At 52.3% G+C, this 16,720-nt stretch carries 17 protein-coding genes; 12 read left to right on the top strand and 5 right to left on the bottom strand.

The window, feature by feature from the left end:
• The first annotated feature begins 16 nt into the window (after window positions 1-16).
• Window positions 17-2,275 carry an ATP-dependent Clp protease ATP-binding subunit ClpA gene (gene clpA, locus L1D47_RS13075; RefSeq protein ID WP_239885418.1) on the top strand — a complete coding sequence of 753 codons (2,259 nt, stop codon included), beginning with the start codon at window positions 17-19 and terminating at the stop codon, window positions 2,273-2,275.
• Between the two features lie 820 nt (window positions 2,276-3,095).
• Here clpA and infA read toward each other — a convergent pair.
• From infA to aat, 3 genes are all read right to left on the bottom strand, one after another.
• The gene (gene infA, locus L1D47_RS13070) at window positions 3,096-3,314 is read right to left on the bottom strand and encodes a translation initiation factor IF-1 (RefSeq protein ID WP_011865366.1); all 219 of its coding nucleotides are present in this window, start codon (window positions 3,312-3,314) and stop codon (window positions 3,096-3,098) included.
• Between the two features lie 130 nt (window positions 3,315-3,444).
• Complete coding sequence (locus L1D47_RS13065; protein WP_239885416.1) at window positions 3,445-4,149, bottom strand: arginyltransferase; 705 nt, start codon at window positions 4,147-4,149, stop codon at window positions 3,445-3,447.
• Window positions 4,139-4,849 (bottom strand): leucyl/phenylalanyl-tRNA--protein transferase, encoded by a 711-nt coding sequence (gene aat / locus L1D47_RS13060; protein WP_239885414.1) that lies wholly within the window; start codon window positions 4,847-4,849, stop codon window positions 4,139-4,141. Before aat ends, L1D47_RS13065 begins: the two co-directional genes overlap by 11 nt.
• A 52-nt stretch (window positions 4,850-4,901) precedes the next feature.
• On the opposite strand from aat, the gene L1D47_RS13055 reads away from it, so the two are divergent.
• Window positions 4,902-5,393, top strand: coding sequence for a glycine zipper 2TM domain-containing protein (locus tag L1D47_RS13055; protein ID WP_239850228.1), 492 nt, complete (start codon window positions 4,902-4,904; stop codon window positions 5,391-5,393).
• 80 nt (window positions 5,394-5,473) lie between these two features.
• On the opposite strand, the gene L1D47_RS13050 is transcribed toward L1D47_RS13055, so the two are convergent.
• Window positions 5,474-5,833 (bottom strand): hypothetical protein, encoded by a 360-nt coding sequence (locus L1D47_RS13050; RefSeq protein ID WP_239885412.1) that lies wholly within the window; start codon window positions 5,831-5,833, stop codon window positions 5,474-5,476.
• A gap of 211 nt (window positions 5,834-6,044) precedes the next feature.
• On the opposite strand from L1D47_RS13050, the gene L1D47_RS13045 reads away from it, so the two are divergent.
• Window positions 6,045-6,797 carry a Nif3-like dinuclear metal center hexameric protein gene (locus tag L1D47_RS13045; RefSeq protein ID WP_239885410.1) on the top strand — a complete coding sequence of 251 codons (753 nt, stop codon included), beginning with the start codon at window positions 6,045-6,047 and terminating at the stop codon, window positions 6,795-6,797.
• 91 nt (window positions 6,798-6,888) lie between these two features.
• Here the strand turns inward: L1D47_RS13045 and metG are convergent, their stop codons facing one another.
• The gene (metG, locus tag L1D47_RS13040) at window positions 6,889-8,910 is read right to left on the bottom strand and encodes a methionine--tRNA ligase (RefSeq protein WP_239885408.1); all 2,022 of its coding nucleotides are present in this window, start codon (window positions 8,908-8,910) and stop codon (window positions 6,889-6,891) included.
• A 159-nt stretch (window positions 8,911-9,069) separates the two neighbouring features.
• Here metG and apbC point away from each other — a divergent pair, with 159 nt between their 5' ends.
• The 9 genes from apbC to L1D47_RS12995 are packed head-to-tail and all read left to right on the top strand — an operon-like array spanning window position 9,070 to window position 16,006.
• A complete protein-coding gene (apbC, locus tag L1D47_RS13035) occupies window positions 9,070-10,182 on the top strand; it encodes an iron-sulfur cluster carrier protein ApbC (protein WP_239850232.1) in 1,113 nt (370 codons plus the stop codon).
• A gap of 12 nt (window positions 10,183-10,194) precedes the next feature.
• Window positions 10,195-10,830, top strand: a complete 636-nt coding sequence (gene udk / locus L1D47_RS13030; protein ID WP_041511637.1) for a uridine kinase — start codon at window positions 10,195-10,197, stop codon at window positions 10,828-10,830.
• Window positions 10,831-10,857: 27 nt separating this feature from the next.
• Window positions 10,858-11,442, top strand: a complete 585-nt coding sequence (gene dcd / locus L1D47_RS13025; RefSeq protein ID WP_239885406.1) for a dCTP deaminase — start codon at window positions 10,858-10,860, stop codon at window positions 11,440-11,442.
• Window positions 11,442-12,275 (top strand): aminodeoxychorismate lyase, encoded by an 834-nt coding sequence (gene pabC, locus L1D47_RS13020; RefSeq protein ID WP_239885403.1) that lies wholly within the window; start codon window positions 11,442-11,444, stop codon window positions 12,273-12,275. Before dcd ends, pabC begins: the two co-directional genes overlap by 1 nt.
• Window positions 12,272-13,279 (top strand): endolytic transglycosylase MltG, encoded by a 1,008-nt coding sequence (mltG, locus tag L1D47_RS13015; RefSeq protein ID WP_239885401.1) that lies wholly within the window; start codon window positions 12,272-12,274, stop codon window positions 13,277-13,279. The genes pabC and mltG overlap by 4 nt, the downstream gene beginning before the upstream one ends.
• A complete protein-coding gene (tmk, locus tag L1D47_RS13010) occupies window positions 13,276-13,908 on the top strand; it encodes a dTMP kinase (RefSeq protein WP_239885398.1) in 633 nt (210 codons plus the stop codon). The genes mltG and tmk overlap by 4 nt, the downstream gene beginning before the upstream one ends.
• A 17-nt stretch (window positions 13,909-13,925) precedes the next feature.
• On the top strand, window positions 13,926-14,840 hold the full coding sequence (gene holB, locus L1D47_RS13005) for a DNA polymerase III subunit delta' (RefSeq protein WP_239885460.1): 915 nt from the start codon (window positions 13,926-13,928) through the stop codon (window positions 14,838-14,840).
• 6 nt (window positions 14,841-14,846) lie between these two features.
• Entirely contained in the window at window positions 14,847-15,173 is a 327-nt protein-coding gene (locus tag L1D47_RS13000) for a PilZ domain-containing protein (protein ID WP_041511631.1), read from the top strand.
• A gap of 44 nt (window positions 15,174-15,217) precedes the next feature.
• Entirely contained in the window at window positions 15,218-16,006 is a 789-nt protein-coding gene (locus L1D47_RS12995; protein WP_239885396.1) for a TatD family hydrolase, read from the top strand.
• Window positions 16,007-16,720: the final 714 nt, after the last annotated feature.

Raw genomic sequence — 16,720 nt, 5'->3', positions numbered from 1 at the left:
ATTTTAGGGGGTGCTTATGTTAAATAAAGATTTAGAGGTCACCTTGAATCTGGCATTTCAACAAGCCAGAGACGCGCGACACGAATACATGACCGTAGAGCATCTGCTATTGGCGTTAATCGATAATCCAGCGGCGCAAGAGGCGCTGCTCGCCTGCGGTGCAAACCTCGACAAGTTAAGAGAAGAGGTGTCGAGTTTTATCGAACAGACCACACCTATCATCAGCGATCCTAACGACGACAGAGAAACCCAGCCCACCTTAGGTTTTCAGCGTGTATTGCAGCGAGCCGTCTTTCATGTGCAATCCTCTGGGCGTAACGAAGTCACTGGTGCCAACGTATTGGTGGCCATATTCAGTGAACAGGAGTCTCAGGCGGTTTACCTGCTACGCAACGGTGAGATCACCCGCCTGGATGTGGTGAATTACATCTCCCATGGCGTGGCGCGTGATGAGCTGGATAATGCCCAGGAACCTGAGCAGATTGAAGATCACAGCGAATCGGAAGAGCGTAGCAAGCTGTCGCAATTTACCGCAAACCTGAATGAAGAGGCACGTAAGGGCAACATAGATCCCCTGATCGGCCGCAGCGATGAAATCGAGCGTTCGATTCAGATCCTCTGTCGTCGCCGCAAGAATAACCCATTGCTGGTGGGTGAGGCCGGTGTCGGTAAGACGGCGATCGCCGAGGGGCTCGCCTATCGTATCGTCAACGAAGAGGTGCCCGAGGTGATGGCCGATGCCACGGTTTACTCGCTGGACCTCGGCGCTCTGTTGGCGGGAACCAAGTACCGTGGTGACTTCGAGAAACGCTTTAAGAGCCTGCTTAAAGAGCTCTCGCAAGACAAACACGCTATCTTGTTTATCGATGAGATCCACACCATTATCGGCGCTGGGGCTGCGTCCGGTGGCGTGATGGACGCCTCGAACCTGCTAAAACCCTTGCTCTCTAGCGGTCATCTTCGCTGTATGGGCTCGACCACTTTCCAGGAGTATCAGAGCATCTTCGAGAAAGATCGTGCCCTGGCCAGGCGTTTCCAGAAGGTCGATATTAACGAGCCTTCGGTGGCAGAAACCACCAAGATTCTGCAGGGCCTCAAGAGCAAGTACGAGGAGCATCACGGGGTGCGTTATACCCTGGCGGCCCTGTCGGTAGCCGCGCGTTTAGCCGATAAGCATATCAACGACAGGCACCTGCCGGATAAGGCGATCGATGTGATCGACGAGGCGGGCGCGCGTATGGCGATGCAGCCAGTGAGTAAACGCAAGAAGACCATAGGCCAGGCGGAGATCGAGTCGATTATTGCCAAGATGGCGCGCATTCCTGAGAAGACAGTATCGGCAACCGACAAGGATATGCTGAAGAATCTCGAGCGCAATCTCAAGATGGTGGTGTTTGGTCAGGATAAGGCGATAGAAGCCTTAAGCTCGGCGATTCGCCTGTCACGCAGTGGTTTGAGCGGCGCCCACAAGCCCGTGGGGAGCTTCCTGTTTGCAGGCCCGACCGGTGTGGGTAAGACAGAGGTGACCAGCCAGCTGGCGTCATGTCTCAGCCTTAAGTTTGTGCGCTTCGACATGTCCGAGTATATGGAGAGTCACACAGTGTCTCGCCTTATTGGTGCACCACCAGGCTATGTTGGCTACGATCAAGGCGGCTTGTTAACCGATGCGGTGATCAAGAACCCGCACTGTGTGGTGTTGCTTGATGAGATAGAAAAGGCTCACCCCGATGTCTATAACCTGCTGCTTCAGGTGATGGACCACGGTACCTTGACCGACAACAATGGCCGCAAGGCGGACTTTAGGCACGTAACCCTGGTGATGACCACCAACGCGGGCGTTCAGGAGACGGTGCGTAAATCTATCGGCTTTAAGCAGCAGGATCATAGTCAGGATGCGCTGTCGGAGATCAATCGCGTCTTTTCGCCTGAGTTTAGAAACCGCTTAGATGAGATCATCTGGTTCAATCATCTGGATATGACGGTCATCGCCAAGGTGGTCGACAAGTTCCTGGTCGAGCTACAGGCGCAACTGGATGAGAAATCTGTGGTGCTGGATGTCAGCGACGATGCCAGAACCTTATTGGCCGAGAAGGGCTATGATAAGGCGATGGGGGCACGGCCGATGGCTCGAGTGGTTACCGAGATGATCAAGCGGCCACTTGCCGATGAGATCCTCTTTGGCAAGCTGGAGAAGGGTGGTATTGCCCATGTGGATGTCGACGGCGACAAGTTGACCATCAAGGTCGAACAGTCGGAGCGGCTGACACAGGCATAATATACAGAGGTAATAAAAAGGCTGCATCTGCAGCCTTTTTTCATGATTTGGCTAATACCAATCGTCATAATTAACTGAGCATTTAAGCTTGTTAAAACGCTCAATAACGGCATCAGTATTTTTAATTGTAGAATAACTACTTATCTAAGGAAGGTGCGAATAAGTCCCGTGCTTGCTCTGCGTGTGCTTAAAGTGGATAGATGCAAGGCACAGTTTGCAGCGAATGGCCCTAGTCCTTCGCAAGAACTGTAACGCAGCAAATACCGCTGTAAGCCTCGCCCTGCGGGGCTTTGATAGCAACACCATTTCGGCGTTATTCAACTTCAGCAGGCCTCGGCATGCCCTCAGTTGAATGCCTTGAACTGTCGCTGCTATCAAAGCCAGAGCTGTGTGCTTGCTCTGCGTGTGCTTAAAGTGGATAGATGCAAGGCACAGTTTGCAGCGAATGGCCCTAGTCCTTCGCAAGAACTGTAACGCAGCAAATACCGCTGTAAGCCTCGCCCTGCGGGGCTTTGATAGCAACACCATTTCGGCGTTATTCAACTTCAGCAGGCCTCGGCATGCCCTCAGTTGAATGCCTTGAACTGTCGCTGCTATCAAAGCCAGAGCTGTGCGACGACTTGTTCGCACCTTCCCTAAAAATCCTGCTTTGTTCCCAAGCGTTTTTCCTGTGCTATTTCTGCTCACTTACTGTGATTGCTATAATTCGCCTTAGGCGATGAGGGCGCGCATTAATATTGCGCGTCGTTAGCCCGGTATCGTTATCTATTAGGAACAAAAAAACCGGCACTGCCGGTTTTTATCATTCGTAAGCTAACGTTTAGCGTGAACGGAAGACTATGCGCCCTTTGCTCAAATCATAAGGGGTCAGCTGAACAGTGACCTTGTCACCCGTTAGAATACGGATGTAGTTTTTACGCATTTTGCCTGAGATATGGGCGATTACTACGTGACCATTCTCTAGCTCTACTCGAAACATTGTATTTGGCAAGGTTTCAAGAATAGTGCCTTGCATCTCAATGTTGTCTTCTTTCGCCATTAATCAGTTATCCTGTTAGCCTTCAAATATTAAAAACGGGCGTATCATGCCGCAAATTAGCGCTTCTGTAAAGAGGTGTTCGTTATCTGGGCAAATATCTGTTTGCTTTATTTTTTCTAATTAAATGCCGTTATTCGCTTCGTTGCCAACCGTTTGCGGTCAATATCTCATAGGGATGATAGGCCGTCTTGTAATTCATTTTACGTGACTCATGGATTTGATAACCCAGGTAGAGGTACTCCTTGCGCATCTGCTTGGCAAGTTCGCACTGCAGCAGGATCATCAAAGAACCCAGAGAGCGTTTGTCTAATTCTGGCGCAAAAAAGCTATAGATGGCCGACAGGCTGTTGGGTAGGAGGTCGGTGACCGCCACGCCAATCAGCTCGTCGTTCAGGCGAAGCTCCAACAGTTTTGGGGGGTGCCAGCTACACTGCACGAAATGATCGTACTGCTCTCTCGATGGTGGATACATGGGACCGTCATGATGACGCGCCTTGATGTACCTGTCATAGAGCGCATAGTGCTCATCGGTGCAGGTGTCGACTAAGTGCCAACTTACGTCCTTGTTCTGTTTCAGGGTGCGTTTCTGGCGCCGTGAGGGGATAAAGGCATCGACCGGAATGCGAATGGGCAGACAGGCCTGACAGTGGGGGCAATGTGGCTTATAGATGGTCTCACCACTACGACGAAACCCCAGGGCGAGCAGTTTCTCAAACAAGGTCAAGTCGAGCGACTCCTCCTGCAGCACCAATAGCTGTTCCTGCTGATTGGGCAGGTAACTGCAGTCGAAGGTATGTGTCATACCCACCTGTATGGTGTCGGATCTAGAGTTCAATCTGCACCTCTTGTGGGTGCCAGGCGTCGCTGGCGACCTCGGTATCGCGAAAGCGCTTCAATAAATTGATGAAGTCTGCGCGTTTTAACGCCTTGGCGCCCAGTGAGGCCAGATGAGGATTCATGACCTGTGCGTCGATTAATCGGTACCTGTGTGACAACAGGTGCTGATGCAACATGGCCATGGCCGCCTTGGAGGCATTGCTTTGCAGGTGAAACATGGATTCGCCACAAAATACCTGGCCAACCGCGACCCCATAGAGGCCACCAATGAGTTTGTCGCCGTCCCACACCTCGACCGAATGGGCCTTGTTATATTGGTGCAATGCCTTATAGGCCTGCTGTATCTCTAAGGTGATCCAGGTGCCTTCCTTGCCTTGGCGGGTGAGGGCACAGTGCTCTATCACCCGATTAAAGGCGCGGTTGACGCTAAAGCGCCATTGACGGCGTTTAATATCACGTTTCAAGCTGCGACTCACCTTGAGCGCGCCGGGCACGAACACGGCTCTAGGGTCGGGCGACCACCAGAGGATAGGGGCGTTTTCGTTAAACCAGGGGAAAATCCCCTCATAGTAGGCATTGAGTAGGCGTTTGGGGTGTAGATCGCCACCGATGGCCAAGAGTCCGTTTGGATCGGTCAGGGCAAACTCCGGAGAAGGGAACTTTGCCAGCTCATGATTTAAATAGGACAGTGAGTTCACAATTGCGTAAAATTAGTTATCGGCCTCTTTATAAGTTAGCGGAAAACCTCTTATGTTGAAACCTACACCCAGCCTCTTTCGCTTCATTTGGTCAGTTTTTATCTTGGTTGCCAGCCTGGGACTGAGTGCTAGTGCCAGTGCGGCTTATGAGCGCAATCAAGCCGTCCCTGTCGAGAAGGTAGAGTATGGTTATGTCACCTCGGTACGTAACATTACTCAGACTCAGTTGGTGGAAGACCGTAACCAAGGTTGGCGTACTTTTGGAGGCGCCCTGATAGGCGGTGTCATAGGCCATCAGTTTGGTGGCGGCAGCGGTCAGGATGTGGCCACAGTGTTGGGCGCCCTGATAGGGGGCGGTATAGGGCATAGTGCCGGCGGCGACTATTATCAGCAACTAAAGCTGGTCGAGCTGATGATACGTTATGAAGATGGCCAGGAGGTGATGGTGATCCAAGATTTAGATCCCGGTATGATCTTCAACGTCGATGACGAGGTACGCGTGGTTTATCTTCAGGGAGGCGTGCGCGTCGATCTGGCGATGTAGCAGCCGTGTAGCTATTGCGGAGTTATATTCAATAAAAAAGGAGCCTCAGGGCTCCTTTTTTATAACAACATCTTGCTTGGTTAGAAGCCGCGAGGAAGCTGTCCTTTACCCGCCAGCTTAGCACGCCATAGTTCTTTCGGTGTCATGCCACCAGAGGTAGACTTGCTGGCTTTTGCTTCCGCCTTAGGCTTGGCTGCTTTCGCAGGCGCGGCCTTCTTAGGTGCAGCCTTAGCTTTTTCCGCTTTTGCCGGTGCCTTAGCTGCTGGAGCTTGCTCACCTTGTTCAGCCAACATAGCTTCTAAATCACTAAAGCGAAGAGACTTACCACCATCGATCTTATACCAGCTTCCTTTCTGCTCGATAGTAACACTCTTACCCTGCGCCTTGCTCAATGCAGACTCGAGTGCGCTGATCACCTCTTCTTTGGTCAACTTTGACATAGTATTAACCTATTTCTTTTAATGTGTAATTGAAGGTTTGGCCTAATTTTATAGTCCAAAGGCCTGAATTGTCCAATTTTCACAGAAATTCAACGTATTTCTATGAACTGAGGCCCAGATATGGCTAAACTAGGCGCTATCGCCACGGCCATTTTTTTCGTTTTTGAACGGAGAATTGGCCAAAGTTATCTGATTCATATGAGGAGCTTAGATGAATCGCACAGCATTGACTCGATACCTCACGGAATTTCTGCAGGTAGGCAAATATAAGGATTATGCCCCCAACGGGCTCCAGGTCGAGGGGAAAGAGCGGATCAAGACGATTGTCACTGGGGTGACCGCCTGTCAGGCATTGATCGATAGGGCGGTTGAGCTAAACGCCGATGCCTTGCTGGTGCACCATGGTTTCTTCTGGAAGGGAGAGCCTGAAACCATTACCGGCATGAAGCATCGCCGAATCAAGTCGCTGATCACCAATGATATTAACCTCTTTGGTTACCATCTGCCGTTAGATGGTCACCCTATGCTGGGTAACAACGCGGAGTTGGCCCGCGAGCTTGGGATCATAGATGCCGAATCGGTTGAAGGGGTCGCCCAGGGGCTGGTCTGGCAGGGGCGTCTCGATGAGCCGATGGCGCCGAGTGCGTTTGCCGCGCATCTTGCCGGCGTCCTAGGTCGTCAGGCCCTACACCTTGGAGAGAGTGATAAGCCGATTCATCGCCTGGCCTGGTGCAGCGGCGGCGCGCAAGACTATATCGATATCGCCGTCGAACTGGGCGTCGATGCCTTTATCAGTGGCGAGGTGTCTGAGCGTACCTTCCACAGTGCGGTTGAACAGGATATTCATTATTACGCCGCAGGCCATCACGCCACGGAAAGGTTCGGCATCAGGGCATTGGGTGAACACCTGGCTAATGAGTTTGGCCTGGCTCACCATTTTGTGGATATCGACAATCCTGTGTAACGCACCTTTTAGCGACTCAACTAAAAGAAAAGGCCGCTAGTAGCGGCCTTTTTTGTCATATCGGTACACAACCAATCATCTGCATAGCGACTTATTTAACGCGCATGCCAGGCTGCGCGCCTTCATGGGGCTCCAGGATCCACAGATCTTTCTTACCTGGCCCCGCGGCCAGCACCATGCCTTCAGACATGCCGAAACGCATCTTACGTGGCGCCAGGTTGGCCACCATCACGGTTAGCTTGCCTTCCAGATCTTCTGGTGCGTAGGCAGACTTGATACCGGCAAACACCTGCTTAGTCTCGCCGCCCAGATCCAGCTGAAGCTTGAGTAGCTTGTTGGCTTCTGGCACATGTTCCGCCTTGGCGATGCGGGCGATACGCAGATCTAACTTGGCAAAGTCATCGAAGCTGATCTCTTCGCTGATCGGGTCAAGATCCAGCTGGCTCTTCGGCGCCTCGGCGACCAGCAGGTTTTCGGTAGACGCTTCGATGATGGCTTCGATGTTTTTCATCTCGACACGTTGCATCAAGGCCTTGAACGGCGCAATTTCATGGCCGCTCAGATCCTTGGCCAGATCATTCCAAGTCAGCTCAAGTTGCAGGAAGGCTTCAACATCCTGGGCCAGTTTTGGCAGCACAGGCTTGAGGTAGGTCACCAGAATACGGAACAGATTCAGCGCATTGCTACATACCTGATGGGCTTCTTCTTGCTTATCTTCCTGCTTCACCAGCTGCCATGGCGCGGCATCAGCCACATAGGCGTTGGCGATATCGGCCAGGGCCATGATCTCACGCATCGCCTTGCCAAATTCGCGAGTCTCGTAAAACTCGGCAATAGCATCGGCCTTGGCAAGGAAGGTCTCGCTCAGGCTATTATCGGCTACCTTGGCCAGCTTGCCATCGAAGCGCTTGCTGATAAAACCAGCGGTACGAGAGGCGAGGTTAACCAGTTTACCCACGAGATCTGAGTTGACACGCTGGGCGAAGTCTTCCAGGTTCAGGTCGAGATCGTCGATACGGCTGCTGAGCTTGGCGGCGTAGTAATAACGCAGGTACTCGGGGTTTAAGTTATCCAGATAGGTTCTGGCCTTGATGAAGGTACCTTTAGACTTTGACATCTTGGCACCATTCACCGTTACATAGCCATGAGCATACACGCTGTTTGGCTTACGGAAACCCGCGCCTTCGAGCATGGCTGGCCAGAAGAGGCTGTGGAAGTAGACGATATCTTTTCCGATGAAGTGGTAAACCTCGGCGGTAGAGTCTTTTGCCCAGAACTCGTCGAAGTTGAGGTCGCCGCGCTTGTTACACAGGTTCTTGAACGAGCCCATGTAACCGATAGGGGCGTCCAGCCAGACGTAGAAAAACTTACCCGGTGCATCGGGGATCTCGAAACCGAAGTAAGGTGCATCACGGGTGATGTCCCATTGCTGCAGGCCTTGTTCGAACCACTCGCCCAGCTTATTCGCCATCTCTTGTTGCAGCGAACCTGAACGGGTCCACTCTTTCAACATCTCTTCGAAGGCAGGCAGGTCGAAGAAGAAGTGTTCTGTCTCCTTCATCACAGGTGTGGCACCGGATACCGCCGACTTAGGATCGATCAGATCCGTCGGGCTATAGGTTGCGCCGCAGCTGTCACAGTTGTCGCCATATTGATCCACAGACTTACACTTAGGGCAGGTGCCCTTAACGAAGCGATCCGGCAGGAACATAGACTTTTCTGGATCGAACAGCTGAGAGATGGTTTTAGACTTGATATAGCCGCCATCGCGCAGTTTCAGGTAGATCTCGCTCGCCAGCTCACGGTTCTCGTCGCTGTGAGTGCTGTGGAAGTTATCGAACTGGATATTAAAGTCGGCAAAATCCTGCTGATGCTCTTTCTGTACCTGAGCGATCATCTCCTCGGGCGCCATGCCGAGTTGCTGTGCCTTAAGCATGATGGGCGTGCCGTGGGCATCGTCTGCACAGATATAGTGACACTCGTGGCCGCGTAGCTTTTGAAAACGCGCCCAGATATCGGTTTGAATATATTCAAGCATGTGACCTAAATGAATAGGGCCATTAGCGTACGGAAGTGCGCTGGTCACGAGAATTTTACGTTGTGAAGTTGCCATCTTGTCTCTAAATCAGTAAGTGCCCAAAAAGAATGGCATAGATACTAACCGATCATCGCTAAAGTTTCATCAAAAGCTGCTTTAAGTGAACTAAATCTATCCGAATATGAGGAGTTTTTCTGATACACTTAGCCAAATTTATTTTTGGAGGTAGTCGTTTTGTCTTCAGCGTCTCAGAATTATCATCTTCATGATGATCTGCTCGGTCCGGTTTTGGCCATTTTAGATGCCCATCAAGACCCCTATTTAATGCAAGGTCTCGTCAGCGCAGGTTGTGTTACCAAGCTGGATATTGAAGGCAAGCGATTGCAACTCGGGCTGTGTTACCCTTACCCCTGTCAGAGCCAGTATCGTGATACGGTAATGGCAATCACCAACAAGCTGGCGGTACTCGATGCCATCGACGAAGTCGAGTGTGAAATCGATTTCCAACCCGCGGTGATCTCGGCCGGCGCCGTCGAGCCGCTGCCCAATGTAAAGCAAGTGATTGCCGTTGCCTCGGGCAAGGGCGGTGTGGGTAAATCGACCACCTCGGTTAACCTGGCGCTGGCGCTCGCGGCAGAAGGCGCCAAGGTCGGCATTCTCGATGCCGATATCTATGGCCCTTCTATTCCTTTAATGCTCGGTGTCCCCAATTTTAACCCTGTCTCACCAGACGGCAAGATGATGACCGCAGCCGAGGCCCATGGCATCGCCGCCCAGTCTATCGGTTTTATCGTCAGTGGTGATGAGGCCGCCGTATGGCGCGGCCCAATGGCGGCGGGCGCACTGGCGCAGCTGCTTAATGAGACCCTGTGGCCCGAGTTGGATTACCTGGTGATCGACATGCCACCGGGCACAGGCGACATTCAGCTGACCCTGTCACAGAAGGTGCCTGTAAGCGGCGCCGTGGTAGTGACCACCCCGCAAGATATCGCCCTGGCCGATGCCAAGAAGGGGATCAGCATGTTCCAGAAGGTCAACATTCCCGTATTAGGGATTGTCGAGAACATGAGTTTCCATATTTGTAGCGACTGTGGTCATAAGGAGCACCTCTTCGGTGAGGATGGCGGCCTTAAGATGGCAGCGCGTTATAATGTACCACTATTGGGGCAGCTACCGCTGCAACTTAATATCCGCGAGGATGTGGATAGAGGCACGCCGAGCGTAGTGGCGGATGGTGAGAGCCAAGTGGCCTTGTTGTATAAGGAGATCGCCAGAAAGGTGGGGGCACAACTTGCCCTGAGCCAGACACAGAGTGTCGTATCTATTTCAATTTCAGATGATGAGTAAGGTTTACAAAGCATGAATTCGCAATGTGTCATAATTGGTATCGCAGGGGCATCGGCATCGGGTAAGAGCCTAATCGCGAAGACGATTTTCGAGGAGCTATGCCGTGATCTAGGCACAGATCAGATAGGGGTTATCGCCGAGGATGCCTACTATAAGGATCAGAGCCACCTGTCGATGGACCAGCGTGTCCTGACGAATTACGATCACCCTAAGGCACTGGATCATCAGCTTTTGTGTGAACACCTTAGCGCCCTAAAGAATGGTGAGTCGGTGGAGATCCCACAGTACAGTTACACCGAGCATACCCGTATGGCCGAGACAGTCACCATGACGCCAAAGAAGGTGATCATTCTCGAGGGGATCTTGCTACTGACAGATCCTCATCTGCGCGAGCAGATGGATGCGAGCGTCTTTATGGATACGCCACTGGATATCTGTTTCATGCGCCGCCTGACCCGCGATGTGGCCGAGCGTGGCCGTACCATGGAGTCTGTGATGCAGCAGTACACTCAGACGGTACGTCCTATGTTCCTGCAATTTATTGATCCTTCAAAGCAATACGCCGATATTATCGTGCCGCGGGGTGGTAAAAACCGCATCGCAACCGATATATTAAAGGCGAGAATTCAGCACCTTTTAGCAAAATAATCGCTGTTTACGGGGAGTTTGGCTGAGATGCGTTTAACTGATTTAGAGATTGAAGCATGTCTGGACGATGGGTCTATTATCCTTGAGCCTCGTCCGAGCAATGATGCCATCAACGGTGTCAGCGTCGATGTAAAACTCGGCGATCAGTTCCGCGTCTTTCAAGATCATAAGGCGCCCTATATCGATCTCAGCGGTCCTAAGGCCGAGGTACAGGCGGCGCTAGACAGGGTGATGAGCGACAAGATAGTGATCCCGGAAGGGGAGGCGTTTTTCCTTCACCCGGGTGAGCTGGCGTTGGCGGTGACCCATGAGAGCCTGACCCTGCCTGCCGACATTGTCGGCTGGTTGGATGGCCGATCCTCCCAGGCAAGGCTCGGGCTCATGGTGCATGTCACGGCTCATCGTATTGACCCAGGTTGGCAGGGAAAGATAGTGCTTGAGTTCTACAACAGCGGCAAGCTCCCCCTGGCCTTGAAGCCCATGATGACCATAGGTGCCCTCAACTTCGAGCGCCTAAGTTCGCCCGTGGCGCGCCCCTATAATCAGCGTGAGAGCGCTAAATATAGGGATCAGCAAGAAGCCCTTGCCAGCCGCATTAGCCAGGACAAGTGATGTCGAAGGCTATCTGGGTAAACGGGCAGCAAGAGGACAGCATTTCGGCGTTCGATAGGGGACTCGCCTATGGCGATGGCCTGTTTGCCACCATGCGTTGCAGTGGCAATGAGGTGCGCTTCCTCGACAGTCAGTTGTCGCGTTTAGCCCAAGGCGCCGCCAGGTTAGGCTTGCCAACGCTAGATGACGACGCGCTGCGCCAACACCTAGCCGAGGCCTGCGCGCAAGGCGTTAGCGCCTTCTCACAGGATTTTTGCCTCAAGTTACTCATTAGCAGAGGCTGTGGTGGACGCGGATACCTACCGCCTGCTGCGCCGACGCTGACTGAGGTGATCTCACTTCACGAGATCCCAAGTCACTATAGTGATTGGCAGACTCAGGGGATCAGGCTACAGACGAGTCAGGTAAGCCTGGCCCGGCAGCCGCTGCTTGCCGGCATCAAACATCTTAACCGTCTCGAGCAGGTGCTGATTCGCCGTCAAACACTGAGTGAGGGCTATGATGACTGGTTGGTTTGCGATACTGCCGGTAATATCATCGAAGCCTCAATGGCTAACCTCTTCTTTATTCAGGGGCGCAACATCGTCACGCCTAGTCTGCAACAGGCCGGTGTGGCCGGTGTGATGCGCGAGCAGTTGATGCTGTGGTTTGTTGAGGCTGGCTTTAATCTTGAGGTGCGCAGCGTCTTACCTCGCGAGCTAGCTCATTTTGACCACGTCTTGGCCAGTAATAGCCTGTTTGGCGCGGTCGCCGTGACCGGCATCGCAGAGCATAGCTTTAGCCACAGCCCACTGCTAACCCAATTGCTGCACGATCTAAAACTAACTTTATGAAAAAAATGATCATAGGTGTGCTCGCCACACTCTTTACCTTACTCACCGTGAGTGCGATTGGCCTCTATTGGGGCTATCAGAGCGTGGTGAGTTACGGCCAGGCACAACTTAAGTTAGATGCGCCCGTCGAATTTGAGCTGGCGCGCGGCACCTCCTTTTCAAAGATGGCCACCGCCTTGGCGCAAACCGGCGCGGTGGATGAGCTTTGGAAACTTAAACTGCTGGTTAGGCTGCGCCCTGAGCTTGCCAAGATCCGCAGCGGCCTGTATCAACTCTCCCCCAACGACACTGTGGTGGAGTTACTCGAAAAGCTTCGTCAGGGCAAGGAGATGGTCTTTACCGTGACGCTTGTCGAAGGCCAGAGCATTAAAGAGTGGCGCGAGCAGCTCAAACAGTTACCGCGCCTGAAATGGCAGGATGGGGCCTTTATGCAGGTGCTCGAGGATAATGGCGATGAGTCTAAGCTGCCCGAGGGCAAGTTTTATCCCGACACCTACCACTATGGCGCCGGTGATTCGGTTAAGGTGATCCTGCAGCAGAGCTATCAGAAAATGCAGCAAGAGCTGGACAAGGCCTGGCAGGAGCGCGATCAGAGCATCCCGCTTAAGAGCCCTTATGAGCTGTTGACCATGGCATCGATTATCGAGAAAGAGACAGGCAAGGCCAGCGAGCGCCCCTGGATCTCGGCGGTTTTTACCAATAGGTTACGTAAGGGGATGCGTTTGCAGACAGATCCTACGGTGATCTATGGCATGGGAGATCGTTATCAGGGCAACATTACCCGCAAAGATCTGCGTGAGCAGACCCCCTATAACACCTATCGCATTCATGGCCTGACGCCGACCCCCATTGCGGCCCCGAGCGGCGCATCCTTGATGGCGGCGGCGCGCCCGGCCGATGTCGACTACCTCTATTTCGTGTCGAAGAATGACGGCAGCCATATTTTTTCTAAAACATTAACCGAGCACAATCGTGCTGTAGACAAGTATCAGAGAAATCGATGAAGCAAAACAGCGCGAAATTTATCGTTATCGAAGGATTGGAAGGGGCGGGCAAGTCGAGTGCCATTGCCCTGGTAAGAGATTTTATCGAGAAGCATACCGGCCAGGCACCCGTGTGTACCCGTGAGCCCGGCGGCACGCCGCTCGCCGAGCGAATTAGGGATCTGGTAAAGATCGCCGACCCTAGCGATCCCCTGTGTGATGAGTCAGAGTGTTTGCTCATCTATGCGGCCAGGGCGCAGCTGGTGGCTAACGTGATTAAACCTGCATTGGCGCAGGGCAACTGGGTGCTAGGCGATCGTCACAACCTCTCTTCTCTGGCTTACCAAGGTGGCGGACGTCAACTCATGCCTCTGGTCGAGGCAGTGAGTCAGGCGACATTGAAAGACTTTAAACCCGACCTGACCTTGTACTTAGATATCGACCCGCAACTTGGTTTGCAGCGCGCCCGAGACAGAGGCGAACTGGATAGAATCGAGCAGCAGGCACTGAGCTTTTTCGAGCGCGCCAGGGCAACTTACCTGCAACTGGCCGAGCAAGACGAGACTATCAAAGTGATCGATGCCAGTCAGACCATGGCCGAGGTGCATAAAGAGATCCTGGCCGTGTTGCAGCAACAAGATTGGTCATAACAACGGCGGATTTGATGATGGAGCTACCTTGGTTAACGCCTGTTCGTGAATCTTTCTGTGGTCAGTTGATGACTGGCCAACAGGGACATGCCTACCTCTTGGGGATCCACCAGGGCTATGGCGGCATGCAGCTGGCGGAAACCTTGGCCCAGGCCAGTCTGTGTATGTCGCCGACCCAAAGTGGTGGCTGCGGTGTCTGTAAGAGCTGTCAGCTGTTTATCGCAAGTAACCATCCAGATTGTTATTTCGTCGAGGCCGACGGCAATCAGATCAAGGTGGACCAAGTCAGGGAACTGTGCCAGAAATTGACAGCCACCGCCCAGCAGGGGGGCAGGCGGGTCGCCGTGATTAAGAACTGTGAGCGACTCAATACCGTGGCGGCCAATGCGCTACTCAAAACCCTGGAGGAGCCGGGCAAGGGGACGCTGCTGTTGCTGCAGAGTGATACCCCAAGCCGTTTGATGGCCACCATAAGCAGTCGTTGTCAGCGCCTGCATTGCCAGCTACCGAGCCGCGAAGCGATGCAAGACTGGCTGGCTGCACAGCTTACCTTGAGCAGCGATGTGACCTGGTGTCTGCCGGTTGTCGGTGGCCCTGTGGATCTGCTTATCGCCTTAAATGACGGACGATACGAGGCCTTGATCGGCCTGAGAAAAGCCTGGGTGCAAAGTTTGTCGTCTGGGCACCTGTGTGCTAACTTAACTAATATAGATGAAAAGCAAGTTTCTGATGCACTTAAAGTTTTGTATGTTGTCTTGCGACAAAAACTGGTGAAGCAGAAAAGTGCTGATGCATTAATTAACATCAAGATAACAAAATTTGCAGCCAAGGTCATGGACACGTATCATAGCCTGAGTATGATGCCTAATGTGAATTTTATGGCTGTTTTTCAGTCGTTTATCTTAGAGTATCAGTCGCTAACAACAAGTTAAAATAATATGGTCGATCTCGTGGTTAATTTTGATACATTACATCAGCTATATAGAGCCTACATGCCTTTTATTCAGCCCGCGGGCCTGTTTGTGGCGACCACCGAAAGCCACTATCTAGGACAAGAGCTTACCATCGCCTATCAACTACCGGGTTCGACCGTGCGTCATGAGTTTCAAGGCCTGGTGGTGTGGATCAACCCCCTGGGGGCATCGGGTGGGCGACCGGCAGGTATCGGGGTGAAGATCATTACCGACGCCTCAACCCATAAACATCATATTGAAAACCTACTTTCCCGTGAACTCGCCTCAGGCGATTTGACCTGCACCATGTAGATAGCTATCCTTTGCCTCCTTTTGTAGTGACTTAGGATTTTTGCGTGCTTATCGATTCCCATTGCCATCTCGATCGCCTTAAAGCGGCGCCCGATCAAGATTCGTTGAAAACATTGCTAGCCCAAGCCAAGGATCGCGGCGTGGAGTATTTCCTGTGCGTCAACGTGCGCCAGCAAGGTTTTGCGTCTATGCAGGCGAAAATGGCAGCGTTCGACCAGGTATTTCTGTCGGCGGGCGTGCATCCGCTGGATGTGCAGGAGGGGCTGGATACACAGCAGCTGCACAGCTATCTGCAAGACCCTAAGGTGATCGCCATCGGTGAGACTGGCCTGGATTATTACTACTCGGGCGAGACTAAGGCGCTGCAACAGCAATGTTTCGAGCAGCAGATCGCCCTGGCGGTTGAGGTGGATAAGCCACTGATCGTTCATACCCGAGATGCCCGAGAAGATACCATCGCCATGCTTAAGGCCGGCCAGGCCGATAAAGTGGGGGGCGTGCTGCATTGCTTCACCGAAAACTGGGAGATGGCGAAGGCCGCCATAGACCTGGGTTTCTATATTTCAGTATCCGGCATAGTAACCTTTAAGAACGCTGGCGAGTTACGCTCGGTGATCCGTAAGGTGCCAAGAGACAGACTCTTGGTGGAAACCGATGCGCCCTATCTTGCGCCAGTGCCTCATCGCGGCGAAGAGAATCAACCTGCCTTTGTAAGGGATGTGGCGGAATTTGTCGCCGAGCTGCGTGGCGAGAAGTACGAAGAGCTGGCCCAATATACAGGCGACAACTTCTTTAGATTGTTTAAAGACGCGACCAAACTGGTGCAGGTTTAATGCCTTGCCGCTTTGGTAGTATTTAAAAGAAGAGTTAAACAGCTAGGGCCTGTTGACCTTTTGAGAACAAATTTTGTTCTAATTGAGCACGTTCAAATCGCGGAAGGAGGCTTGGAGTATAGTTATTCTATATAAAAGCCGAGTAACAAAGCGTTGAACGTGCTCAAGACGAACCCTGCGGGCAGCGTCTGTATCATTTTTCTACTGCGTTATCGCTCATTGATGTAGCACACTAGATTACAATCGCTCTGCCTTGTATAAAATCGATACAGAATGCTGCAAAAATGAACGCGAAAGATAAACAGGCCCTAAGAGAAACAGATAAAAAAAGACCCAAAACTATTCCAATTGTTCTGGGTCTAGGGGAATGGCTCTTTGCAGAGCCGTGCGCTACTGTTTGAGATTGCCTCGAATTTGTCTCAGGCTTATAGTGTAGTCAAACTCCACCTCACTGCCGGGCTCGTCTAGGGAAACTGCGAACAAGTCCTGCAATTTAGGTATAGAGCGAGGTTTTGAGCGGCCCGCCTGATTTTTGAACGCTAACTGTTCAATTTTGGCCAACATACTGCCGTTTTACGCCGAATTTCGACCTAATTCCAGGCAGTTCCCGGATTTCAGACAGATCTTGGCTGTCGTCGTAACATCTGGTCTACTTTAAACAGGTTCGCCAAGGTGAATAGCATGGCTAACTGTGAGTCATTTTTCGTCAGCCCT

Source organism: Shewanella sp. Isolate7 (assembly GCF_022398425.1).
GTDB lineage: Bacteria > Pseudomonadota > Gammaproteobacteria > Enterobacterales > Shewanellaceae > Shewanella.
The sequence above is the reverse complement of the archived record's forward strand: the minus strand, read 5'-3'. Positions and strand labels throughout refer to the sequence as shown.

Bases quoted from the DNA above. Each gene is read 5' to 3' on its own strand.
- clpA (WP_239885418.1), top strand. From the start codon at position 17: ATGTTAAATAAAGATTTAGAGGTCACCTTGAATCTGGCATTTCAACAA.
- infA (WP_011865366.1), bottom strand. From the start codon at position 3,314: ATGGCGAAAGAAGACAACATTGAGATGCAAGGCACTATTCTTGAAACC.
- L1D47_RS13055 (WP_239850228.1), top strand. From the start codon at position 4,902: ATGTTGAAACCTACACCCAGCCTCTTTCGCTTCATTTGGTCAGTTTTT.
- L1D47_RS13050 (WP_239885412.1), bottom strand. From the start codon at position 5,833: ATGTCAAAGTTGACCAAAGAAGAGGTGATCAGCGCACTCGAGTCTGCA.
- L1D47_RS13045 (WP_239885410.1), top strand. From the start codon at position 6,045: ATGAATCGCACAGCATTGACTCGATACCTCACGGAATTTCTGCAGGTA.
- metG (WP_239885408.1), bottom strand. From the start codon at position 8,910: ATGGCAACTTCACAACGTAAAATTCTCGTGACCAGCGCACTTCCGTAC.
- udk (WP_041511637.1), top strand. From the start codon at position 10,195: ATGAATTCGCAATGTGTCATAATTGGTATCGCAGGGGCATCGGCATCG.
- dcd (WP_239885406.1), top strand. From the start codon at position 10,858: ATGCGTTTAACTGATTTAGAGATTGAAGCATGTCTGGACGATGGGTCT.
- pabC (WP_239885403.1), top strand. From the start codon at position 11,442: ATGTCGAAGGCTATCTGGGTAAACGGGCAGCAAGAGGACAGCATTTCG.
- mltG (WP_239885401.1), top strand. From the start codon at position 12,272: ATGAAAAAAATGATCATAGGTGTGCTCGCCACACTCTTTACCTTACTC.
- tmk (WP_239885398.1), top strand. From the start codon at position 13,276: ATGAAGCAAAACAGCGCGAAATTTATCGTTATCGAAGGATTGGAAGGG.
- holB (WP_239885460.1), top strand. From the start codon at position 13,926: ATGGAGCTACCTTGGTTAACGCCTGTTCGTGAATCTTTCTGTGGTCAG.
- L1D47_RS13000 (WP_041511631.1), top strand. From the start codon at position 14,847: ATGGTCGATCTCGTGGTTAATTTTGATACATTACATCAGCTATATAGA.